At 52.0% G+C, this 21,977-nt stretch carries 16 protein-coding genes; 13 read left to right on the forward strand and 3 right to left on the reverse strand.

The window, feature by feature from the left end; genetic code table 11:
- Positions 1-534: 534 nt before the first annotated feature.
- The 6 genes from F608_RS0121865 to F608_RS36295 all read left to right on the forward strand — a co-directional run bounded on the left by F608_RS0121865 (position 535) and on the right by F608_RS36295 (position 6,757).
- Positions 535-1,557 carry a glycine betaine ABC transporter substrate-binding protein gene (locus tag F608_RS0121865; RefSeq protein ID WP_022667839.1) on the forward strand — a complete coding sequence of 341 codons (1,023 nt, stop codon included), beginning with the start codon at positions 535-537 and terminating at the stop codon, positions 1,555-1,557.
- 168 nt (positions 1,558-1,725) lie between these two features.
- Positions 1,726-2,937, forward strand: coding sequence for a quaternary amine ABC transporter ATP-binding protein (locus F608_RS0121870; RefSeq protein WP_022667840.1), 1,212 nt, complete (start codon positions 1,726-1,728; stop codon positions 2,935-2,937).
- Positions 2,938-2,957: 20 nt separating this feature from the next.
- The gene (locus F608_RS0121875) at positions 2,958-3,809 is read left to right on the forward strand and encodes an ABC transporter permease (protein ID WP_022667841.1); all 852 of its coding nucleotides are present in this window, start codon (positions 2,958-2,960) and stop codon (positions 3,807-3,809) included.
- Between the two features lie 174 nt (positions 3,810-3,983).
- A complete protein-coding gene (locus tag F608_RS32975; protein WP_022667842.1) occupies positions 3,984-5,381 on the forward strand; it encodes a sigma-54 interaction domain-containing protein in 1,398 nt (465 codons plus the stop codon).
- A 254-nt stretch (positions 5,382-5,635) separates the two neighbouring features.
- The gene (gene pylSc / locus F608_RS0121885) at positions 5,636-6,472 is read left to right on the forward strand and encodes a pyrrolysine--tRNA(Pyl) ligase large subunit (protein ID WP_022667843.1); all 837 of its coding nucleotides are present in this window, start codon (positions 5,636-5,638) and stop codon (positions 6,470-6,472) included.
- A gap of 114 nt (positions 6,473-6,586) precedes the next feature.
- Positions 6,587-6,757, forward strand: coding sequence for a hypothetical protein (locus F608_RS36295; protein WP_022667844.1), 171 nt, complete (start codon positions 6,587-6,589; stop codon positions 6,755-6,757).
- 82 nt (positions 6,758-6,839) lie between these two features.
- Here the strand turns inward: F608_RS36295 and F608_RS0121895 are convergent, their stop codons facing one another.
- On the reverse strand, positions 6,840-7,769 hold the full coding sequence (locus F608_RS0121895) for a hypothetical protein (RefSeq protein WP_022667845.1): 930 nt from the start codon (positions 7,767-7,769) through the stop codon (positions 6,840-6,842).
- A 173-nt stretch (positions 7,770-7,942) separates the two neighbouring features.
- Between F608_RS0121895 and F608_RS0121900 the strand changes: the two genes are divergently transcribed.
- From F608_RS0121900 to F608_RS0121925, 5 genes are all read left to right on the forward strand, one after another.
- Positions 7,943-8,437, forward strand: coding sequence for a DUF4442 domain-containing protein (locus tag F608_RS0121900; RefSeq protein ID WP_022667846.1), 495 nt, complete (start codon positions 7,943-7,945; stop codon positions 8,435-8,437).
- Between the two features lie 193 nt (positions 8,438-8,630).
- On the forward strand, positions 8,631-10,124 hold the full coding sequence (locus F608_RS32980) for an efflux transporter outer membrane subunit (RefSeq protein WP_022667847.1): 1,494 nt from the start codon (positions 8,631-8,633) through the stop codon (positions 10,122-10,124).
- Between the two features lie 33 nt (positions 10,125-10,157).
- Entirely contained in the window at positions 10,158-11,309 is a 1,152-nt protein-coding gene (locus F608_RS0121910) for an efflux RND transporter periplasmic adaptor subunit (RefSeq protein ID WP_027363013.1), read from the forward strand.
- Positions 11,306-14,476 carry an efflux RND transporter permease subunit gene (locus tag F608_RS32985; RefSeq protein ID WP_022667849.1) on the forward strand — a complete coding sequence of 1,057 codons (3,171 nt, stop codon included), beginning with the start codon at positions 11,306-11,308 and terminating at the stop codon, positions 14,474-14,476. The genes F608_RS0121910 and F608_RS32985 overlap by 4 nt, the downstream gene beginning before the upstream one ends.
- Positions 14,477-14,736: 260 nt before the next feature.
- Entirely contained in the window at positions 14,737-15,702 is a 966-nt protein-coding gene (locus F608_RS0121925; protein ID WP_022667851.1) for a class I SAM-dependent methyltransferase, read from the forward strand.
- Between the two features lies 1 nt (position 15,703).
- Here F608_RS0121925 and F608_RS35230 read toward each other — a convergent pair whose 3' ends face one another.
- On the reverse strand, positions 15,704-18,250 hold the full coding sequence (locus F608_RS35230) for a response regulator (RefSeq protein ID WP_051148619.1): 2,547 nt from the start codon (positions 18,248-18,250) through the stop codon (positions 15,704-15,706).
- Between the two features lie 184 nt (positions 18,251-18,434).
- Here F608_RS35230 and F608_RS0121940 point away from each other — a divergent pair, with 184 nt between their 5' ends.
- Positions 18,435-19,739: a helix-turn-helix domain-containing protein gene (locus tag F608_RS0121940; RefSeq protein ID WP_022667853.1), complete on the forward strand. Its 1,305-nt coding sequence runs from the start codon at positions 18,435-18,437 to the stop codon at positions 19,737-19,739.
- Positions 19,740-19,793: 54 nt separating this feature from the next.
- Here F608_RS0121940 and F608_RS0121945 read toward each other — a convergent pair whose 3' ends face one another.
- Positions 19,794-21,452 carry a glutamate synthase-related protein gene (locus tag F608_RS0121945; protein ID WP_022667854.1) on the reverse strand — a complete coding sequence of 553 codons (1,659 nt, stop codon included), beginning with the start codon at positions 21,450-21,452 and terminating at the stop codon, positions 19,794-19,796.
- A gap of 306 nt (positions 21,453-21,758) precedes the next feature.
- Here F608_RS0121945 and F608_RS0121950 point away from each other — a divergent pair, with 306 nt between their 5' ends.
- Positions 21,759-21,971 (forward strand): hypothetical protein, encoded by a 213-nt coding sequence (locus tag F608_RS0121950; protein WP_022667855.1) that lies wholly within the window; start codon positions 21,759-21,761, stop codon positions 21,969-21,971.
- Positions 21,972-21,977: the final 6 nt, after the last annotated feature.

Below are 21,977 nucleotides of genomic sequence, written 5' to 3' on the forward strand. Positions count from 1 at the left end.
GAAACGGCAAATCCGATTCAGAAATTGAATAATGGAAAGCTATCCGCCCTGACCGGCGGCATAAAAGGATAAGGATGCATTTTACCCCCTCTCAAAAAATTGATTTCAATATGCTGATCATCCTTGTCCAAGCTGTTTCCCGGATCCGAAATGCCGTCCTGCCGAATTCCAGAACAAAAAAATTGCTAAATATTCACCTGTTTTTCGTATTCCGGGAAAGAACCTGGAAATGGGGTTCCATAACAGACATGGTTGTGGAATCCATCCAAATGATCCGGTTTTTTCCTTTGAATAGAGTTATTGAACCGTTGTGCCCGGTCAGACTCTGCAGAGGGCTTTACCGCCCCTCAGAATGCTGTTCCTGAGTCAGTAGACCCGTATCGATTTGTACACCTGAACCTTGTTGGGTTTGGTGTTTGCCGCCAGGAGAAATCGAACCGGGGAACAACTGATTTTACTCTGGACAAACCAGTATTCTGCGTAGATGATGCAAAGGCATATTCTCATCAATGTTTGTACTGAAAGGAGAAAAACATGTTACTCAAATCAAGACAGGACGGAAAAACAGGATCTAAAATCAGCACAGCCGTAGGGAAACGCCTGGGAACCGGTCTTTTGGCAGCCGTTTTCCTGCTGGGCCTCCTATTCAACTGCAATACGGTCCTGGCGGCCCAAAAGGTGGTGATTGCCGAGATGAATTGGTCCGGTGCCATTGCCGTAAGCCATGTCATGAAACAGGTACTGGAAGACAAGCTGGGAGTATCGGCCCAGCTCCAGCAGTTGAATCCTGCCCTGACCTGGGCAGGGATGGAAAAGGGCAGCGTTGATGTTTTTCCCGATCTCTGGTGGCCCAACCAGAATGCAGGAATAGAAAAATACGTTGAGAAGAAAAAGGCCGTTGAACTGACCTTAAGTTTTGACAATGCCGCCCAGGGCTGGTTTATCCCCACCTGGGCAGCTGAAAAATACGGAATTCACACCCTTGCGGATCTGAAAGATCCTGAAAAAGCAAAAATTTTCGATATGACCGGCAACGGCATCGGTGACATCTGGGCCGGCGGTTTCGGCTGGATGTCCACTGAAATTACCAAGGTGCAGCTCCGTGACTTTGGTCTTCCCCTGGAAAACTACGTGGTGGACCAGTGGGTATTTCTGACCTCCCTCAAAGAGGCCATGCGCCAGAAAAAACCCATGCTTTTCTATTATTGGTCTCCTGAATGGCCTTTTGCCGTGTATGACCTGACAAAGCTTGAATTACCTGCCTATGATCCTGAAAAATGGGTCTACGTGGACAAAAAGCCCGAAGAAAGCAAGATTACCTGTGACTGGCAGCCTGCAAAGGTATATGTGGGCTATAGTGCCAAACTCAAGAAGAAATCCCCCAAGGCCTTCCAGTTCTTTAAACAATGGAATATGCCCATTGAGGAAGTCAATGCCATGATCTCATCCCTGGAAGAGGTGCCCGGCAATCCCAAACAGGATCCGGAAAAGGTCGCCGGTCAATGGATAGCCGATCATCCCCAGATCGTGAATCAATGGATCAAAGGAATCAAATAACCCCGTGATGCATAAGCGCCCGGGCCCGGTCTTAGCAAAGGAACCGGACCCGGGCACAAACACCGGATAAGGTTTGACGGATTGACATCAATACAGACATCAATTCGTATTTTTGAAATGGTCGGACAGACCGTTTCCATTGACGGTATACGCTGAAACGAGGTTAGAATGAGTAAAGGAAAAAAGAGCAAGATTCAATGCCGGAACCTGTGGAAAATATTCGGACCTGAACCGGATCAGATCATTCCCAACTGGGATCAACATCAAGGCCTTAACAAGGTGGAACTCCTGAAGAAAACCGGCTGTGTGGTCGGTACAAGGGACGCCAGCTTTGAGGTGGAGGAAGGAGAGATCTTCTGTCTGATGGGACTTTCGGGCAGCGGAAAGTCCACTTTGCTCCGCTGCATCAACCGGCTTCACATGCCCACGTCCGGGGAGGTGTTCGTTGACGGACTGAATATTACCTCCCTGCCGGACGATGCATTGCGTGGTTTCAGAAGATCCAAGACCGGAATGGTTTTTCAGCATTTTGCCCTGCTGCCCCACAGGCGTCTGATCGAAAACGCCGGGTTTGGCCTGGAAGTGCAGGGAATCGATAAGGCCGTTCGTGAAAAAAAAGCGGCTGAGGCCCTGGAGCTGGTCGGGCTCAAGGGATGGGAAAAAAGTTATCCCTATGAATTGAGCGGTGGGATGCAGCAGCGGGTCGGGCTGGCAAGGGCCCTGGCAACCGATCCTTCAATCCTGCTGATGGACGAAGCCTTCAGCGCCCTGGACCCCCTGATCCGCAGGCAGATGCAGGATGAGTTCGTCAACCTGATCAAAAAGGTCAACAAAACAATCGTTTTTGTTACCCATGACCTGAACGAGGCCCTTCGAATTGCCGGACACATCGCCGTGATGAAAGACGGCTTTATCGTTCAGCAGGGGACTCCGGCAGAACTGGTCCTCCATCCGGAAAGCAGCTATGTTGAGGAGTTTGTCCGGGATCTGCCGAAAATCAAGTTTGTCACAGCCGGGGATATCATGGAAGATGTGGGAGTCTACAGGGTCAAGCCGGAGGATACGGCGGAAAACATCATCAATAAGATGGACCACAATAATTTAAGGTTTGTCTATCTTACAGATTCGGACCAGGGGATTGTCGGGGTTCTCGATTATTTTCAGATTGTGGGCGAGCAGGGGATCTGCCGTACGAAACAGCCCCCTTCAGACCAAAGGATTATCCGGGATTTTCCCGTTGCCCGGACCGATACCTTTCTTGAAGAACTTCTTACCATCGGGTCCGGTTACCGGATACCCATAGCCGTCAGGGACGAAAGAGATCGTCTGATTGGAGTGATCTCCCGGGAAACCCTGCTTACCGCATTGACAAAGGTTTAACTTTAGATGGAGAGCGCATCGTGGATTTTCCAATACGAATACCGATAGGAAGATGGATAGAGGCCGTTGTTGTCTGGTTGACGGATCATTTTGCAGGCATTTTCGACAGCATATCCGCAGTGGTGGGTTTTCTGCTGGTGCAGATCGATAATTTTTTCAACTGGGTCCCATGGCCGGTGATGATGATCGCCCTGATGCTCGTCGCCTGGTTTACCTCGGGCAGGGGCACGGGAATTCTGGTGGGCATCAGCCTGTTTTTCCTGGGGTGCTTTGATTTGTGGGCCCTGGGCATGAGTACCCTGGCCCTGGTGGCAACCGCTGTTTTCATCTCCATTCTGGTGGGGCTTCCCCTGGGGATCATTGCCTCCCGGAGTGAACGCTGGAATTTAATCCTGACCCCGATCCTGGACGGGATGCAGACCATTCCAAGCTTTGTCTACCTCATTCCGGCCATCATGTTTTTCGGTATCGGCAATGTTCCCGGAATCCTTGCCACGGTGGTATTTGCCGTTCCGCCAATGGTCAGGCTGACCTGCCTGGGCATCCAGCAGGTCGATGCAGAGGTGGTGGAAGCCGGTCAGGCCTTTGGAGCGACTCCTTTCCAGCTTCTGATCAAGATCCAGCTTCCCCTGGCCATCCCAAGCATTATGACAGGGGTCAACCAGACGGTGATGATGTCCCTTTCCATGGTAGTGGTTGCGGCAATGATCGGTGCAGGGGGGCTAGGCTATAAAATTCTTTACAGCATCCAGCGCATCGACCTGGGGGTGGGCGTCGAGGCAGGCTTGGGTATTCTGATCATCGCCATTGTGCTTGACCGGATCCTCCAGGGCATTACCCGGAAACAGAAAAAGGCCTTGATGAAAGAGTAGCCGGATTTGGAGCAGGGGGGGGGGAACCGCGTATTCGTTTTCCTAACCTTTTTTACCATCAGAGGAATATTCGGGTTTGAGGATTTCTGAAAACCTGATATGAATGATTCATAAAATGATTCTCGATTAGAGACCATGCACGGGACAGACTGAATTGGTGAAAAAGAGAGTTTGATGACCAAACCCAATTATGTATGCGCAAGCCTGAGTGAGGAAGATCGCAACCGGATTTTCAAGGCCATTATGCAGCGTTCACGGGACGGCCTGTTTGTCACCGATCATACAGGCAAAGTGGTCATGATCAATCAGGCCACGGAAGAGATGTGCGAGATCAAATCCTCCCAGGTTATTGGAAGGAATGTAAAGGATCTGGTGAGAATGGGCATGTGGAATCACGCCGTTGCCCTTCGGGTCATCAATGAAAAAAAGATCATCAGCAGAGTCCAGACCATACATAACAAGAAAAAAATCCTGACCACGGGTATCCCCATTTTTGACAGTACCGGCAGGTTGAGGTTTGTGCTGACCAATGACCGGGATGTCTCCACCCTAAGCTGCCTGTTTGAAACCCTGGAACTCCAGGAGCCCCTGGAAACGCCCCTGAGATTCGAGCTTTCTGAATACAGCAAAGCCGCCGATGAAATGGAGGGGATTATCGTTCACAGTGCCGTCATGGCCAATGTGCTGAACAAGGCCCTGCGTACGGCCCGCTACGATATCCCCCTGGTATTTACCGGAGAGTCGGGTGTGGGAAAATCCATGATCGCCCGGCTCGTCCACCGGATATCCAGCAGGAGGGATCAACCCTTTGTGGACCTGAACTGCGGTGCCATTGCTGAAAATCTATTGGAATCGGAATTGTTCGGCCATGAAAAAGGGGCCTTTACCGGAGCTTCACTCAAAGGGAAAAAAGGGATCGTTGAATGTGCGGACAACGGGACCCTTTTCCTGGATGAAATCGGTGAAATTCCTTTGAACCTGCAGGTGAAACTGCTCAAGTTTATCGAAAGCCGTGAAATCCGCCGGGTGGGCGGTACCTCCTCCAAAAAAATCAACGTGCGCATCATTACAGCAACCAACAGGAATCTTGAGGAGATGGTCAAGATGCGGTCTTTCAGGGGAGACCTTTTTTTCCGCCTCAACGTTGTTCCCATTAAAATTCCTGCCTTACGGGAGCGCCGGGAGGAGATCAAACCCCTTGCCCTGATGTTTCTGAACCGTTTCAACAAAGAGTTCAACACCCGCAAGACATTGTCTAAAACAGTGCTTGAAACCCTGATCCACTATGATTTTCCCGGAAATGTAAGGGAACTGGAAAATATGGTAAAAAGACTGATTGCCATATCCGAAGGAGACCTGATCCGGGTCAAGCACCTGCCCCAGGCACTGAGGAGTGATTTTGCCGATAAACAGGTTTTCGGCGAAGATGCCATGACCGATTACCAGCAGACCGTTGCCGCCTTTGAAAAGCAGATCATCCTGGAGGCCGTCCGCAAGCACGGAAGCCAGCGAAAGGCAGCCCAGGCACTGGGATTAAATCAGTCAACCCTGTCCCGGAAGATCAATAGATGATTTCATCTTCCCTTTGCCTTGGTGCACGTATTTCGGCCACAGCCAATATTGAAAGTCTGTCTAGGAGGATTTTTGATTTTTGAAGTATGATTTTAGATTTAAGGATGCCCTGCCGGGCGCCATTCTGAAACTGGCGGCCTGAAAGGCCATCTACAAATCTAACTTCTAAAATCCAAAATCTTGTAGGGCCTTAAAGACTTGAGGCTTTGAGCTTTTGCCTTTAGACTTTTTCAAAAAAAAGGAGAATTAGAAAGATGGCATGGACCCAGACCCAGGCCCGGAGGTTAAAAGAACTGGGCCTTGATCCCGAAGCTGTTGAGTGCCCGGCATCAAATCCTTCCGAGCAGAACCACCTGTTCCAGCAGATTGAAAAGAAACAGGTCAAAAAGACAAGGGCCGCTTTGACACGGTTTCTTTCAAAGGACCGATTGACAAGGATGGAGCGCCTGTCCCATGACTTGAGCCGGACACTGATCCACCATGGATTCTCCCGGGTAACCACCCCCGTCATTATTTCCAAATCCGCACTTGCCAGGATGACCATCACCGAATCCCATCCCCTGTTCAACCAGGTCTTCTGGATCAACGACCGGCAGTGCCTCAGGCCCATGCTGGCGCCCAATCTCTACAGTCTCATGGTTGATCTGGGCCGCCTCAAAACCCGTCCCATCCGATTCTTTGAGATCGGATCCTGTTTTCGGAAAGAATCGGACGGGGCCCGCCACAATACGGAATTTACCATGCTGAACCTGGTGGAAATGGGAATTGAAATGGACAAACGGGAAAGTCGCTTACAGGAATTGGCCGCCATTGTTGCCGGTTCGGCAGGGCTTGAAAACTATGAATTTCAAACCGAATCCTCGGAAGTCTACGGGACGACCCTGGATCTGGTGGCCGGTCCTGACCGGATTGAAGTGGCCTCCGGGGCTGTGGGCCCCCATTCCCTGGATTCAGCCTGGGGCGTTACCGATGTCTGGGCCGGCATGGGATTCGGCCTTGAACGCTTACTCATGGCCGGGCTGGGAGAGAGAACCATAGGGAAATGGGGGATAAACCTGGCCTATTTGAACGGGAACCGGCTCAATGTCTGATAAATTAAAGCGTCCTGATGCTTTACAAACCCTGCCCAGGGATTATGTTTTAATTAATGGGCGAGAATGAAGTGATTTCATATCAAAAACAAGATCCATATTCAGGAGGCGGTCATGGGAAAAAAAGAATGTCCGGATTGTAAAGGAAGTAAAATCATCGTAGGAAACTGTGAATGCAACAGTGAATGGAGACGCCTGGAGGAAGACAACCAGGTGGACGACTGCATCTGTGATCCGGATACAGAGTGTCCGACCTGTAAAGGAAGCGGATACGTGGATGCCTGAACCCCGGGGATATCCTTTGACTGCTTTTTCAGCGGTTAGGCATTCTGGCTTCCATCAACAATAACCGGCATGCCTTTGGGGCTTACGCCAGGATTATCTCGTCTATATCTGATGAGAGTTTTCTGATGCTCCGGGTGAATTCGGTTTTAAATTGCTCACTCTCGGCATTGGTGAATTTTGCGAAATCAATAAGACCTAAAGTTTTTACCAGGTTCAGCAGGTCCAGCAGACCGGTTTCGGCCAGGGATTGGCAGGCCGAACTCCTTGCTTCCCTGCTCTCTTTATCCCTAATTCTCCCGGGCAGGGATTCGGACAGACCCTTGGGGTCGGCCTTGAACCGCTGGATCAATGCCTCGGTTAAAAGCCTGAACAATGCGTCCATCCGGTCGGTCCGGATCAGGGTGGGGGAATGGAAAAAAGAACGGGTTTCATCCACACTTACATCCGCCCTCCCGAGAAAGACGGTCTTGTCAAACCAGTTCAGGGTATAGGCGATATGATCCCTCTGCTGCCAGGTTCCTTTTTCCCAGGCATGGGCCCGGATTGCCTTTGTTAATTCCTCGATACAGATTTCATGGGACTCATAGTCAAAATTTCCCAGAAAGGCTCCGGACTGGAAAATATCGATTCCCGGGCGACGGGCATGGGCGGAGATCTCTGCACATAGGATCCGGTGTTCTTTTCCCGGCCTTTGAATGATGATTTTATAGGAGGGCGTTCCCTTGTCGACCCGTATCAGTTCTTCAACCGAATCAGGGGGAAGAATCAGGTCGGCTGCACAGGGGGGCAAAAAGGCCGCCCAGAGACCCGGGCTCAGGTCCACCCTTGCCAGGGCCTCCTTGAAAACAGCCATGTCCTTTTCTTCCAGGGAAGATACCGGGGTTAACCGACCTTTTTCCAGGCCGGGCATATAAAGGTCCATCACCGCTTCCAGGCCGGCCTGCCAGCGGGCGCTTCTCGGATCCCTTTTGTCTTTTATCCACTTTTCAGCCTTTGATAAGATCTGGTCCATTCAAACCTCTCTTTGAATTCTCCTGGTTTGGGGTTCTGCCGGATCTATGTAGCATAAAGATCCGTGACGGACAATTTGAATTTATTCATTGCACGCCGTGCCAATTATGATTAAATTGTGAATTTGCAAATGAACTGCCAGACCCGGATGCCGGGAAAAGGAAACACAGGGAATTGAAAAACATATTCACACTGATCAGACGCCCGGGCAATCTGAGTGCAAGGGGATACAAGTTTTTGATGAATATCTGGCCGCCGTACTGGGGATCTGGAATTTTTGTTGAACGCATAGCTCCGGATTTCAAGCGGCTTACAGTGGTTATGAAAATGGCCTGGTACAACCGGAATGCAGTGGGGACCCATTTCGGCGGTTCCCTCTACGCCATGACCGATCCTTTTTTTATGCTCATGCTCATGGGAGTCCTGGGTCCGGATTACATTGTCTGGGACAAATCCGCAGCCATTGATTTTATCCGGCCGGGCAAGGGGAGGGTCAGGGCGGAATTTTTTCTGACCGACAGAGATATCGGCCGGATCCGGCAAGAAACAGGCTCCGGGGAAAAATTCCTGCCAACCTATTCGGTGGACATCGTGGATGAAGACGGAGAAGTGGTTGCCAGGGTCAGGAAAACCCTGTATGTCAGGAAAAAGGAAAATAGAACCGGGTAATTAATAACCAGTTTCAGGTCAGGGGTGGTTATAAAATACCCGCTTTTGAGCTGGCCAAAATGGATTGTTTTTTTAATATACGTATAGATTTAAGCATATTATGAAAATATTTTGCCATCGGGTATGGGATTTGCTTTGAAGGTAATGCGATATCGATCATGGCTTTTTTGAACGGATAACCCAGGGCTTTAAAATGAGATATTGTGCAAAAATAGAAAATGAGGGCAGGCCGGGATCGGTCGTCTGGGGTCTATTCTGTCTCCTGGGGGCTGCCCTGCTGATTTTAAGCGGCTGTAAAACCCTTGAGCCGGAACCCTCCCCCGGGCTTCCAATGAATATGCCCAAAACCTTTTCAGGTCAGGCAAAGAGTCCGATACCCACTGATCTGATCCGGGAGTGGTGGCTTTCCATGGGCAGTGAAGAACTCAATGGTTTGATCCGGGAGGGGCTGGACCAGAGCTATGATCTAAAGGTTCTCCATGCAAAGATCCTCCAGGCCCGGGCCGGTCTTGAAAAGGAAAATGCGTCCCTGAAGCCGGGCCTGGATTTCTCCTTTGGGGGAGAGAGAACCCACACCCGGACCCAGGTCAGCCGCGGCCAAGGCGGTGAAACCAAGGGAGGCCATTCCTGGGACGGCTCCCTGACCGGATCCTACACCGTGGATGCCTGGGGAAAGGCCCGGGCCGCAACAAAGTCCAGTGCCCTGGCCCTGGATGCGGCCCAACAGGATTATGAGGATGCGGCCCTGGAGCTCACCGCTGATATCTCCGGGACCTGGGTGGATATCATTTCCGTCAGGAACCGCAGAAAGATTCTGGAAAATCAGATTAAGCTGAACACCACCCATCTTGAGCTTTTAAAGCTAAGATTTCTCAACGGCAGGGCCAGCGCCCTGGATGTGTCCCAGCAGCGGGAGGCTCTGGCAGAAGCCCTGGCCCTTTCCCCTCTTCTGGAGAAGGAGGAGATCCTTCTTCTCAACACCCTTGGGTTTTTAATCGGCAGAACCCCGGGACAGCCCATATCCGTGGATACCCGGGACCTGCCCGGACCGGCGCCCCTTCCGGGGCCCGGAATCCCTGCCAACCTGCTGGAGAACCGGGCCGATATCCGGGCCGCCTGGATGAGGCTGCTTTCTTCCCGGTTTGAGGTTGAGGCGGCAAAGGCGGATCTGCTTCCCTCTTTTACCCTGTCGGCCAAGGCCCTTTTTTCAAGCGGTCAGCTGGATCTTCTGTTTCACAACTGGGTGGCCAGCCTGGGAGCAGCCGTTGCCGGTCCCCTGTTTGACGGGGGGGAGAAAAAGGCCGAGGTCAAACGGACCCGGGCCGTGGTCCAGGAGCAGTTGAACCTCTACGCCCGGACCGTGGCAAAGGCCATCCAGGAGGTGGAGGACAGCCTGGTCACCCTGGACAAACAGGCCTCTTATATCCGGCAGCTGGAGCTGGAGTTGGAGACGGCCAGACTCACCCTTAAAGACGCCCGTATCCAGTATTTTAACGGGCAGAGCAGCTACCTGAACTACCTCACCGCCCGGGTGGGAATTGAAAAGCTGGAACGGCAGCTGGTCAGTGAGCGGGCAGCGATAATCAAGGAAGAAATCGGATTTTACCGGGTGCTTGGCTGGCAGGCCCCCCTTGGATCGGAACTGGACCAAAACAAGGAACCCGGACAGATAATTGGAGAAAAGTAAAAGATGATTCCCCCTTCAAAAGGCGGTTCTGCATTGAGAAATTTTGTTAAGATTGTCCTGCCCCTGTGTCTGATTCTGGGGGGGGCGTTCGGGTTCAAATATTTTAAGTCCAAGGAAGTGAAGGTCACGCGTAAGCCTCCCCAAAAACATGTCGCCCTGGTGGAGACCCTCCAGATGGAGCCCGCTACCCATGAAACCTTTATCCATGCCATGGGAACGGTTCTGGCGGATAAAGAAATTATTCTCAAGGCCCGGGTTTCAGGGGAAGTGATCTGGGTATCGCCCAAATTCGTCCAGGGCGGCCTGATCCGGGAGGGGGAAATCCTGCTTCGCCTGGATGACTCGGATTATAAGCTGGAGGTTGATAAAGCCCGGAACAGTCTGAATAAGGCCCTGGCAGACCTTGAAATTGAAAAGGGGCAGCAGCTCATTGCCCGGGAGGAACTCAAGCTCATTACCCAGATATCCCCGGAAGGGGTCGGGCCCACAGACCTTGCCCTGAGGAAACCCCAGCTTGCCCAGGCCAGGGCTGCAGTGGCCAGCGCAAGAAACGATCTTGAAAAGGCCGGTCTGGATCTCAAGCGCACAAGGATACGGGTTCCTTTTAACGCATTGATCCTGGAAAAAAATGTGGATCTGGGGTCCCTGGTGGCCTCCCAGGGGGCCCTGACCACCCTGGTGGATGTGACCAAGTACCGGGTGGAAGCTCAGTTGCCCCTGGACCGGCTTCCCCTTCTCAAGGTGGACGAAACCCAGGGAAGTCCTGCCCGGATCCGGTCCCAGTACGCCGATCATGAGTGGGAGGGACGTGTGGTGAGAATCACGGGGAAGACCACCGGCCAGAGCCGGCTGGCCGGAGTGATCATCGAAGTTCCCGACCCCCTGGGCCTGAAAGGAGATTCCCGGCAGAAACTGCTCCTGGATGATCATGTTGAGATCCGGATCACGGGGCAGACCGTTGAAAATGTCTATGCCCTTCCCAGATCCCTGGTCCGGGAAAACAACACCCTGTGGATTTATAATTCCGGTCACTTGAAAATCAGGCCGGCCGATATTGTCTGGAAGGAAAAGGACCGGGTGTTTATCCGTTCCGGGATCCATCCGGGAGACCGGGTGATCGCATCGGACCTTCCTGTGCCGGTCCAGGGAATGGAACTTGCACTTACACCGGGAGAAGGGTCGTGAAAAAAGAGAAGACAGAATCCCGGGGTGCCCTGGCATGGATGGCGGGCAATTCCGTGGCCGCCAACCTGCTCATGGCTGTTCTGCTGGTGGGCGGACTCTTCATGGGATTTACCATCAAGCAGGAGGTTTTTCCGGAATTCAGCCTGGACGTGGTCAATATCTCCATCTCCTATCCTGGGGCCAGTCCGGAAGAAGTGGAAACCGGAATCATCCTGGCCGTTGAAGAGGCCGTCCAGGATCTGGAGGGGATAGATGAAATTACGGCCAGTGCCAATGAAGGCTCGGCCGCAATCATGGTGGAGGCCATGGAGGGCGCCGATATCAACCGGCTCTGGCAGGAGATCAAGAGTGAGGTGGACCGGATATCCACATTCCCGGATGAGTCGGAAGATCCTGTAATCACCATTGTGTCCAGGAAAAGGGAGGTGGTCCGGCTGGCCCTGCACGGGGATGTCCCGGAGACCACCATGCGGGAACTGGCAGACCAGATCCGGGATGAACTTCTCATGGACAAGGGGATTACCCAGGTGGAACTGGAGGGGGTCAGGGACCGGGAAATCCAGGTGGAAATTCCGGGTGCCGTATTGAGGCGGTACGGACTCACCCTGGGCGATGTGGCCCAGGCCATTTCCCAGGCCTCGGTGGAACTGGGAGGCGGATCCATCAAGACCCGGGGCGGGGATATTCTGCTGCGGGTAAAGGACCGGAGGGACTATGCAGCCCAGTATGCCCGGCTGCCCGTCATTATCCAGGAAGACGGTTCAAGGGTGATGCTCGAAGACATTGCCCAGGTGACCGAAGGATTTGAGGAATCTGAGAGCTGGGCCTCTTTTAACGGGAAACGGGCCGTGACCATTGCCGTCCACCGGGTGGGAGAGCAGACCCCCACCCAGGTGGCCAAGGCGGCCAAGGCCGCTGTCCAGCAGATTAACGCCTCTTTGCCCGAAGGCGTGGGGTTAAGTATTGTCAGGGACATGTCCAAGATATTTGCCCAGAGGGCAGATCTCCTGCTCCGCAACGCCTACCTGGGGCTGGGACTGGTTTTCTTTTTCCTGGCCCTTTTTTTGGAGATCCGGCTGGCCTTCTGGGTGAGCCTGGGCATTCCCATCTCCTTTCTGGGATCCTTTCTTTTTCTGGCGCCCACGGGATTTTCCATCAACATGGTGAGCATGTTTGCCTTTATCGTTACCCTGGGAATTGTGGTGGACGATGCCGTGGTGGTCGGAGAGAATGTATATTTTTTCAGACGCCAGGGCCTCTCCTTTCTGGAGGCGGCCATCCGGGGAACCCGGAACATTGCCATGCCCGTGGTCTTCTCGGTGATCACCAATATGGTGGCCTTTATCCCCTTGATGTTTGTGCCGGGATTCATGGGCAAGGTCTTTAAAACCATCCCCTTTGTGGTCATTGCCGTGTTCGGGGTCTCCCTCATTGAAAGTCTGTTTATCCTTCCGGCCCATTTGAGCCATCAGAAAAGAGGTTCTTTTTTCCCCTTAAACATCCTTGAATCCTGGCAGGAGTCCTTTTCCCAGTCCTTTGAGACCTTTGTCAGAAAAGTATACGGTGGCTTTCTCTTCAGGCTTCTGGCCTTCCGGTATGCGGTGATTGCCTTTGGTCTGGCCCTGCTCATGATCACGGCAGGGTATGTGGCCTCGGGAAGGATGGGCATGGTGATGTTTCCCAAAACCGAGTCCAACTACGCTTTCTGTGAAGCGGAACTGCCCTATGGCAGCCCTGAGGAGAATATCAGGCAGATAGAGGCTTTCCTGGTCGAGAAGGCCGGTCAGGTGGTCAAAGAAAACGGGGGAGAAAAACTCTCCACCGGGATTTATTCCTATGTGAGGGACAACCGGATCCGGACGAGGATCTATCTGACCGATCCCGGGGTCCGGCCCAAGAGTACGGCCGAAGTCACCCGGATCTGGCGGGAAAAGACCGGCCGGATTCCAGGGCTTGAGACCATCAGTTTCGAGTCCAACCGGGGCGGGCCGGGCCATGGTAAAAATCTCACGGTCAGCCTCAGCCACAGGGACAAGGCACTTCTGGACAGGGCCGGAGAGGACCTGGCGGCAAGTCTTTCCCAATATGATATTGTCCATGACATAGATGACGGCTCGGCCCAGGGGAAAAAACAATTTGATATTGTCTTGAGCCCGGCCGGGAAACGCATGGGGCTCACCTCCCGGGAGGTGGCCAACCAGGTCCGCCACAGGTACCAGGGGGTCACTGCCGTCAAGAACCAGAGGGGGAGAAACGAGGTCACGGTCCGGGTGAGGCTCAGCCGGGAGGAGAGGATATCCGAGTCTTTTTACGAAGAGATGGTCCTCCAGGCCCCCCAGGGGGAAATCATGCTCAGGGATGCCGTTGAAACCATCCAGGGCAGGGCCTATACCACCATTAACCGGGTCAACGGAAAAAGGGAGATCCAGGTCACGGCCAATGTGAGGCCTCCCTCCCAGGCCGAGAATGTGTTAAGGGATATGAAAAAAGAGATCCTTCCCGACCTGACGGCCCGGTATGCAGGCCTTTCCTACAGCTTTAAGGGTAGGCAGGCCGATATCCGGGAAAGTGTATCTTCTCTTTTAAAGGGGCTGGGCCTGGCCATGCTCTCTATTTTCGCCCTTCTGGCCATCCCTTTTAAAAGTTATTTTCAGCCCCTGATCATCATGTTCTGTATCCCCTTTGGCATGATCGGCGCCATTTTCGGCCATGTGGTCATGGGATACTCCCTTTCGGTCATGAGCCTGTTCGGGCTGGTGGCCATGTCCGGGGTGGTGGTGAACGACTCCCTGGTTCTGATCGATTTTGCCAACCGCAGGGTGAGGGAAGGGGTCCCCCTGCTCTATGCCGTCCAGTCGGCAGGGATCCAGAGGTTTCGGCCCATTCTCCTGACCACCCTGACCACCTGCGGAGGGCTTGCCCCCATTATCACGGAGACTTCCCGCCAGGCCCGGTTTCTGATTCCCATGGCCATTTCCCTGGGGTTCGGCATTCTTTTTGCCACTTTTATTACCCTGGTCATGGTGCCCTGCCTTTATCTGGTGCTGGAGGACATCAAGGAGTTTCTTGCGCCGCCGGCAGATGAACCCGGGGAAACCGAAGAACCCAAAGCAGCGGAATCCCTTCCCGGAACCGGTTCCTTCCGGGAATTTTCCTCCAGGACTTGAACCCGGCGGGTTGTTTCTTATCATTAGGGAATAACCGTTTTGGTTTGGGAGAAAAATCATGCCCTTTGTCCGAATGCCCGGGATTGCAGGGAAGGTTTATATTCCCGGAGTCCCGGAGAAATCCAACAAGAAACATCCCTGCCCGGACTGTTTTTCCTGTGAACACTGCTCGGATGACCGCTGCCGGGTCTGCAGGAAGGAAACAATTTCAAAAGAGGAGCAAAAAAAGCAAAGCAGCGTCGGGCCTGGAAGTAAGAAACATGATTGATGTCAAAAAAAAACAAAAGTATGAAGGCCAGGCCGGAATGCTGGCCAACCGGGTAAAGAAAAGATACGGTCACCTGCGGAAACGGTATGCCCGGCAGAATCTTGATATATACCGGCTCTACGACTGGGATATCCCGGAGATCCGGGCCGTAGTGGACTGGTACGCAGGCCATCTGGTTGTCGGTGAATATGCCAGGAAACAGTCTTCCCCGGACTGGCTTCCCATGATGGGAAAGGCCGTTGCAGGGGCCCTGAATGTCCCGGAGGACAGGCTTCATCTCAAAATCCGGCATGCCGGCATCAAAGAGGGCAAACGGTATGAACGTCTCAATCACACCGATCTGAAGATTCCCATGCAGGAAAGGGATCTGAAATTCTATATCAATCCCTGCGATTATGTGGACACGGGTCTGTTTTCGGATCACAGAAACACCCGGATGATGATCCGGGAAAGGGTCCGGGACAAGTCTTTTTTGAATCTGTATTGTTATACCGGGGCATTTACCTGCTATGCGGCAAAGGGCGGGGCCTGCCGGACCGTGTCCGTGGACCGGTCCGAGACCGCTGTCCAATGGCTCAGACAGAACCTTGAACTCAACGGTCTGTGGAGTTCACGTCATGAACTGGTCCAGAAAGACAGCCTGGATTTCCTTAAACAGGCCGGAAACGAGTACAGGGATTTTGACCTGGCCGTTGTGGATCCGCCCTCCTACTCGACCACCCGGGCCAGCAGCAAACACTTTGACATTGCCCGGGATCATCCGGAAATGCTCAATCTGGTTTTCAGGCGCATGAAGCCCAGGGGAACGGTCTTTTTTTCCACCAACCACCAGAACTTTGATCTGAAGACCGGGGAGTTACAGGCCTCTGATTTTAAAGAGATCACTTCAAAAACCATTCCCGAAGATTATATGAGCAAACGCAGGCAGATCCACCGGTGCTGGAAAATTACCGTATAAATCAGATGACCGGAGCCGAACGGATACCGAGTTTCTGACTCTCTTTTCCCCCATGGGAGTTGATCTTTTTATAGAGGACTTCTGCCTGGATGGGCTTGGCCATATAATCGTTCATACCCGCTTCCAGACAGTTTTCCCGGTCTCCTTCCATGACATTTGCGGTCATGGCGATGATGGGAACCTCTCCGGCCGGCCCCTCCATTTCCCGGATGATCCGGGTGGCCTGGAACCCGTCCATTCCAGGCATCTGGATGTCCATGAGGATGAGGTCGTAGCCGGTTTTCTCCAGGGCCTGAACCGCCTCCTTTCCATTGGCCACCACGTCTGCCGCATATCCCAGTTTTTTGAGCATGATCCGGGCCACGTTCTGGTTGACCGGGTTGTCTTCGGCCAGGAGAATTCGGAGTTTCTTTTTTTTCTGCTCGGCAAGGGTATATTTGGTCACCAGGGGCCTGGCGCTTCTCCCTGTTTTCTGGCTTTCACCTGGGGGGCCGGACAGAACGCTGACAATGGCGTCATAGAGGTCCGACTGTTTGACAGGCTTGCTGAAATAGCCGTCAAACCCGATTTCCCTCATCCGGGCCGCATCCCCCCGGATGCCCCCGGATGAGAGCAGGATCAGTCTGGCCGGGGAAAGATCCGGGTCTTTTTTGATTTTTTGGGCCAGCTCAACCCCGTCCATTCCCGGCATCATCATATCAATGATTACGGCCTGGAAGGGCCTGGAAGCCCCAACTGCTTTTTCCATCTCATCAAGGGCTTCTTTGGCCGAAGAGACCGCTGTTGAGGAGCATTCCCAGGAATCCAGAAAGGTGAGAATGATTTCACGGTTCAGGGCGTTGTCGTCAACGACCAGGATCCGGCATTTTCGGATATCTGCGGTAAAGTGGCCGGCGCCGGGTATTTGTTTCTCCCCGGGCTGTTTTTCAAAGGGAAGTGTGAACCAGAATTCTGACCCTTTCCCCTCAACAGACTCAAAACCGATCTCCCCTCCCATGATCCCGACCAGACGTTTGGAAATGGCCAGACCCAGTCCGGTCCCGCCGAATTGCCGGGTGGTGGAGGCGTCTACCTGGGAAAAGGATTTGAAAAGCCGGTCCTTCCGGTCTTCGGGAATGCCGATGCCGGTATCCTTTACCCTGAAGATCAGTTCCGCAGTCTCTTGGGTTTCATTTTTTGTCTCCACCCGGATACTGACCTGGCCGTTTAAAGTAAACTTAATGGCATTGGCAGCCAGGTTCAGGATGATCTGCCGGAGTCGTCCGGGATCGCCCCTTACCAGGGAGGGGACTTCCGGAGAGACCAAACAGGCGATTTCCAGACCTTTTTCATGGGCCTTGAATCCGAGGAGGTCCATGATTTCTTCAAGGGTGATTCTCAGGTCAAAATCCATGCTCTCACATTCCAGTTTCCCGGCTTCTATTTTTGAAAAATCAAGGATGTCGTTGATGATCTCCAGGAGGGCTTCCGAGGAGATCTTGATATTATTTGCATAGTCTTTTTCGGTTTTACCCAGGCCGGAGTCCAGGAGGAACTGGGTCATACCCATGATGCCGTTCATGGGGGTGCGGATCTCATGGCTCATATTGGCGAGAAACTGGCTTTTGGCCCGGCTGGCATCTTCAGCCTCTTCCTTTGCTGTTTTAAGGGCCTGTTCCGCTTTTTTCCGTTCCCTGTTTTCCGCCTTGAGTTTTTCGTTGGCAATGGTGATCTCCCGGGTTCTTTCGGCCACTTTTTCCTCAAGGCGGTTCTTGTAATCCTTAAGCTTGTTAAAGGAATTCTCCAACTGGCCTGCCATATCGTTGAATGTTCCTGCCAGCAGGCTGATTTCATCTTTCCCCCTGACCACTGCCCTCTGTTCGAGGTTTCCATGGGAAAAGGCCTGGGCACAGTCTTTCAGATCGGATATGGGCCGGGTCAGGCTTTGGGTCAGCAGGATGCCGAGGAAAAGAAGGAAAACCAGGATCAGGACATATCCCGCAATATATAGGATGAGCCGTTCCCTGGCTTTTTGCTGAATCAGAAGACTGGTTTGGGCCACATGCTTTTCCATAACCTCCACCAAATCCTGGATCTGCCGGCCGATCCGGTGGCCGGTTTTTGAAGTCTGAAAGGCCATTCCCACGGGCCGGGCATGCTCCTCGTCCCGGGTGGTCTGGATCTTCTGGATTTGAGTGATAAAACCATCCAGATCCTTTGAAAGGTCGGCCAGGAGAGATTGAGCATCTTTTGCCAGAATCAGCTTTTCCGCCTCGGCAAGAAGCGTTCTTGCTTTTTGGGCTTCATCCAGGGCGTTTCCCGCAGACGGCAGATCATCCTGGATGAACCGGAACAGATCAAGACGGGACTGAACCACCCGGGCAGATGTCATGAGCAGGAGGCGTTCCGAGCGGGTGTCCACCTCGATCAACCGATTCACGCTCTCCTTGTTCAGACGCTGGAACATGGCCAGAAAGAGAATACTGAACCCCATCATCACGGCAATGAGCGTGAACACTGCAATGATTCTCATCCTTACGGACAGGTTTCTAAAGGAAAGGTCTGTCATGCTTGCACTCCATCCTAATTCAAGTCTGAGGTTTAAGGTAAACTTGTTGCGATTTTTATGCAAGGGCAGGATGGATTTGAATGATAAGGTCACGGTTGACAATTTGTCTGCAAAAGCCCAATATTCACTGGAATGTTCTCCGATGAAAAGGGGGACGATTTTTCAGATCTGATATGGGGAATATATGGCTGAGGGGAAAAAACGAATTTCATCGGGCATACCCGGTTTGGACAGGGTGCTCAACAGTTTGTACATCGGGGATAACGTGGTCTGGCACGATACTGCCGGAAGCCTTGCCCTGGATTTTTGCCTGGAGTTTATCCAGAAATCCAGGGAACAGAAGAAATCCATTGTCTATGTTTCCTTTGACCGGTCCCCTAAGAATCTCATCGAAAAACTGGGGGGGCTGGCAGAAAATCAGCAGCTGACCATTCTGGATTGTTTTACCAACGGCAAGGGAGACAATGCCCAGATTTTTAATAAATTTTACGAAAAAGACGGGGCCCAATGGCCTTATCAGGTCATCAAAATCACCCATCCTGAGAATCCTGACGCGGTTTTGGAGGCTATTCTGGGTCTTCATAGGACTCTTGCCAATGACGTTCGTTTTGTTTTTGAAAGTTTGACCGGTATGGCCGATCTCTGGGAGGGAGAAGGTCATGTTCTCAAGTTTTATTCCCATGCCTGTCCCCGCCTGTACGAACTGGATACCATCGCCTATTGGATTCTTGAAAAGGATGCCCATTCAGGAAAGCTTAAAGCCCACATCAATCAGATAGCCCAGGTGGCTGTCGATTTGTCAATTGATCAGGGCCGGACCCGGCTTAAGGTTATAAAGGCAGAAAACCGCACTCCGAAGATGTCTGGTCAGTTCCTTACTTATGTCAAAGATGGGGATGGTTTTTTAATTGAAGGGGAAAAAGATACCGGGCCCCGGCACGACCTGGGAGGGATGATCCGGACCTTCCGGAAACAGCAGGGTATGTCTCAGAAAGAGCTGTCCCGGCTTGTGGGCGTTACCGCCAGTAATATCTCACAGATTGAAACCAATCAGGTGTTTCCATCCATACCTGCCCTCTACAGAATCGCGGAGCATCTTTCAGTTCATGTCAGGGCGTTTTTTCAGGAAGAGGGCCTGGGTGAAAATGTAATTTTCCCCTCTGAACAGGGGATCCCGGTCCAGGTGTCCGGAGGATGCGAAAAAGATATAGAAATATATCAGATCACACCCTTTGACATGGATGGAAGAGCACAGTTGTTTCTGGTCCGGATTTTTCCCGGGGCCCGGTTGACCTCACATTTTTTCCGGCACAAGGGAGAGGAAATCGGCTATGTGCTTTCGGGAGAGTTGGACATGGTATATCAAGGGCAGCGTCAGACTCTCCGGGAGAATGACACGGTTTGTTTTAGGACCGACAGCCCGGCACAGTGGATCAATAAGACCCTGGATTTTACCAGGATTTTCTGGATAAATCTCAAGGGGAATTAGCCGGAAAAGAGACTTATAATAACGCTCTTTCCCGGATAGTTTGACCCTTTGGAATCAGGAGTTCAGAATTTTTTTCGCACTTTCGTTGTTTACATCTGTCACATGGGGAATTCCGGTTTCCTGGGCGGTTTCCCGGTTGCCGGAAAAAATTTCACTCCGGGTGATCTGGTTCAGGGAAAATTTTCTTGCCCCGGCCATAAGCTGCTGGAGACCGCAGCCCAGCTTATCCGCCTGGGTATAGAAGGCAATTGCCCCGTAAGGGATGCGGGCCAGTTCATCCTTGCCCAATTTTTTCTCAAGGTCATGGTAACCGGCAAATATTTCATCCGCTGTTTTTCCGACTTCCAGGACGGTTTTGGGCAGTTCATTCCAGTTGCCGTTGACATCGGCCCTTCGTTCGGGATGGATGGCCCCTTCAATGTTGGCCCCAAGGAAGCCCGGAACCATTATGGCCCGGCCCATGCAGATGAGTTTGGTATAGGGTGCGCCCAGGGCAAGGGCCTTGAATATGTGGTCTTCAAGGGCAAATCCGCCGGCAAAGGACATATCAACCACATTTTTCCCCTTGGCCGACAGAATACCGGCATATTCATGGGCTTTGGCGTGCAGGTGAATTGAGGGCACTCCCCAGCTCTGCATCATATTCCAGGGGCTCATTCCGGTTCCACCACCGGACCCGTCTATGGTCAGAAGGTCTAATTCTGCGTCGGTGGCGAATTTGATGGCCATGGCCAGTTCTTCCATGCCATAGGATCCTGTTTTTAAAGTGATCCTTTCAAACCCAAGTCCTCTGAGGTACTCCACGGAATTCATGAAATCTTCCTGGACCTGGCTTGCCGTGCCCAGGTTGGTCGAGCCCAGGCGGCTGTGGCGGGCAAAGGATTTGATCGCTCCCTGCTCAAAACCCTGCTGGACTTCAGATAGGGATGGGTCAGGGTCAACCACATATCCTCTTTGTTTCAGGAACATGGCATAATCCATACTTCGGACCTGGATCTCTCCGCCGATATTTTTGGCGCCCTGGCCCCATTTCAATTCGATGATGCATTTATCTCCATACTTGTCCACAACGTATTCTGCCACACCGTTTCGCGTGTCTTCCACATTCAGCTGGACAATGATGGCCCCATAGCCGTCAAAATATCTTAAATAGGTCTCGATTCTCCGGTCCAGTTCCGGAGCCCTGAGGATTTTTCCTTTCCGGTCCTGCTGGGGGGAAATTTCCGAGTCGCGGTCCACACCGACTACATTTTCTCCGATAACCACGGGAATACCGATGAGTGCTCCACCTACGGCAAAAGAATCCCAGTACTTTTCAGCGATAAAGGTGGAACCCAGGGCTCCGGTCATCATGGGCATCCGGATTTTTGTTTTTACTCGTTTACCGAACTGGGTCTCAAGATTTACATTGGGAAAAATACAGTCATCCGGATGGCTAGTCAGACCCGGGTTGAGCCCTGAAGCACCATAGGCATATCCCTGAATCCTAACAGAGTTATAAGACACACCGAGATGGGTTGTGTTGTTTGCACCGGCCGTGACCAGGCCGAAGCTCCTCGGGTACAATAATTTTCGTCCCACCATGGAGGACAGCCAGGTTTCGCATTTGCCCTGGCAGTCGGCCCTGCATAGGGTGCAAAGACTTGATTCACATGGATTCCCTCTGTTTTTTGTTCCCAGCGCGTCGTTTCCTTTGGAAAATCTCATTTCCATCCGTCAATCTCCTTTTTGTGAAAAATTTAGGGAAAAATATTTCCATTCGTCAGCGCCCTTGCTGAGAAAAACCATCTGCCAGCCCCTTTGCTGTCAAAAAGCAGTACAGGATACAAGTATATGGAAGAAAAATTTATGTCAACTTAATATTTACTATAATAATTAAGTAATACTGAATAATTATTATAGTAAATATTATATATACTGTTATTTTATAAAAAATAGAGGGGGGCGTAAAAACAAAGGCTATGGCAACGGTAATTCGTCCGATGGAAATACCTGGGACGATTTTTCCGTTAGGCTAAATTGGCTCTGGCCGGTGTGGGGGAAAATCAATTTGTAAGTCAGGAACTCAATGGCTTAAAAGGGCTGTTACCCATTTGCAACGAGTGCAACAGGATCCGGGATGAACAGGCGAAATGGTGGCCTTTGGAAGCCTATATCAGCAAGAAAACAGAAGCCGACTTTACCCACATCATCTGCCTGGACTGCAAAGAGATATTTTACGGCGATTTATAGGGAAGA

It is taken from the genome of Desulfospira joergensenii DSM 10085 (assembly GCF_000420085.1).
Taxonomy (GTDB): domain Bacteria; phylum Desulfobacterota; class Desulfobacteria; order Desulfobacterales; family Desulfobacteraceae; genus Desulfospira; species Desulfospira joergensenii.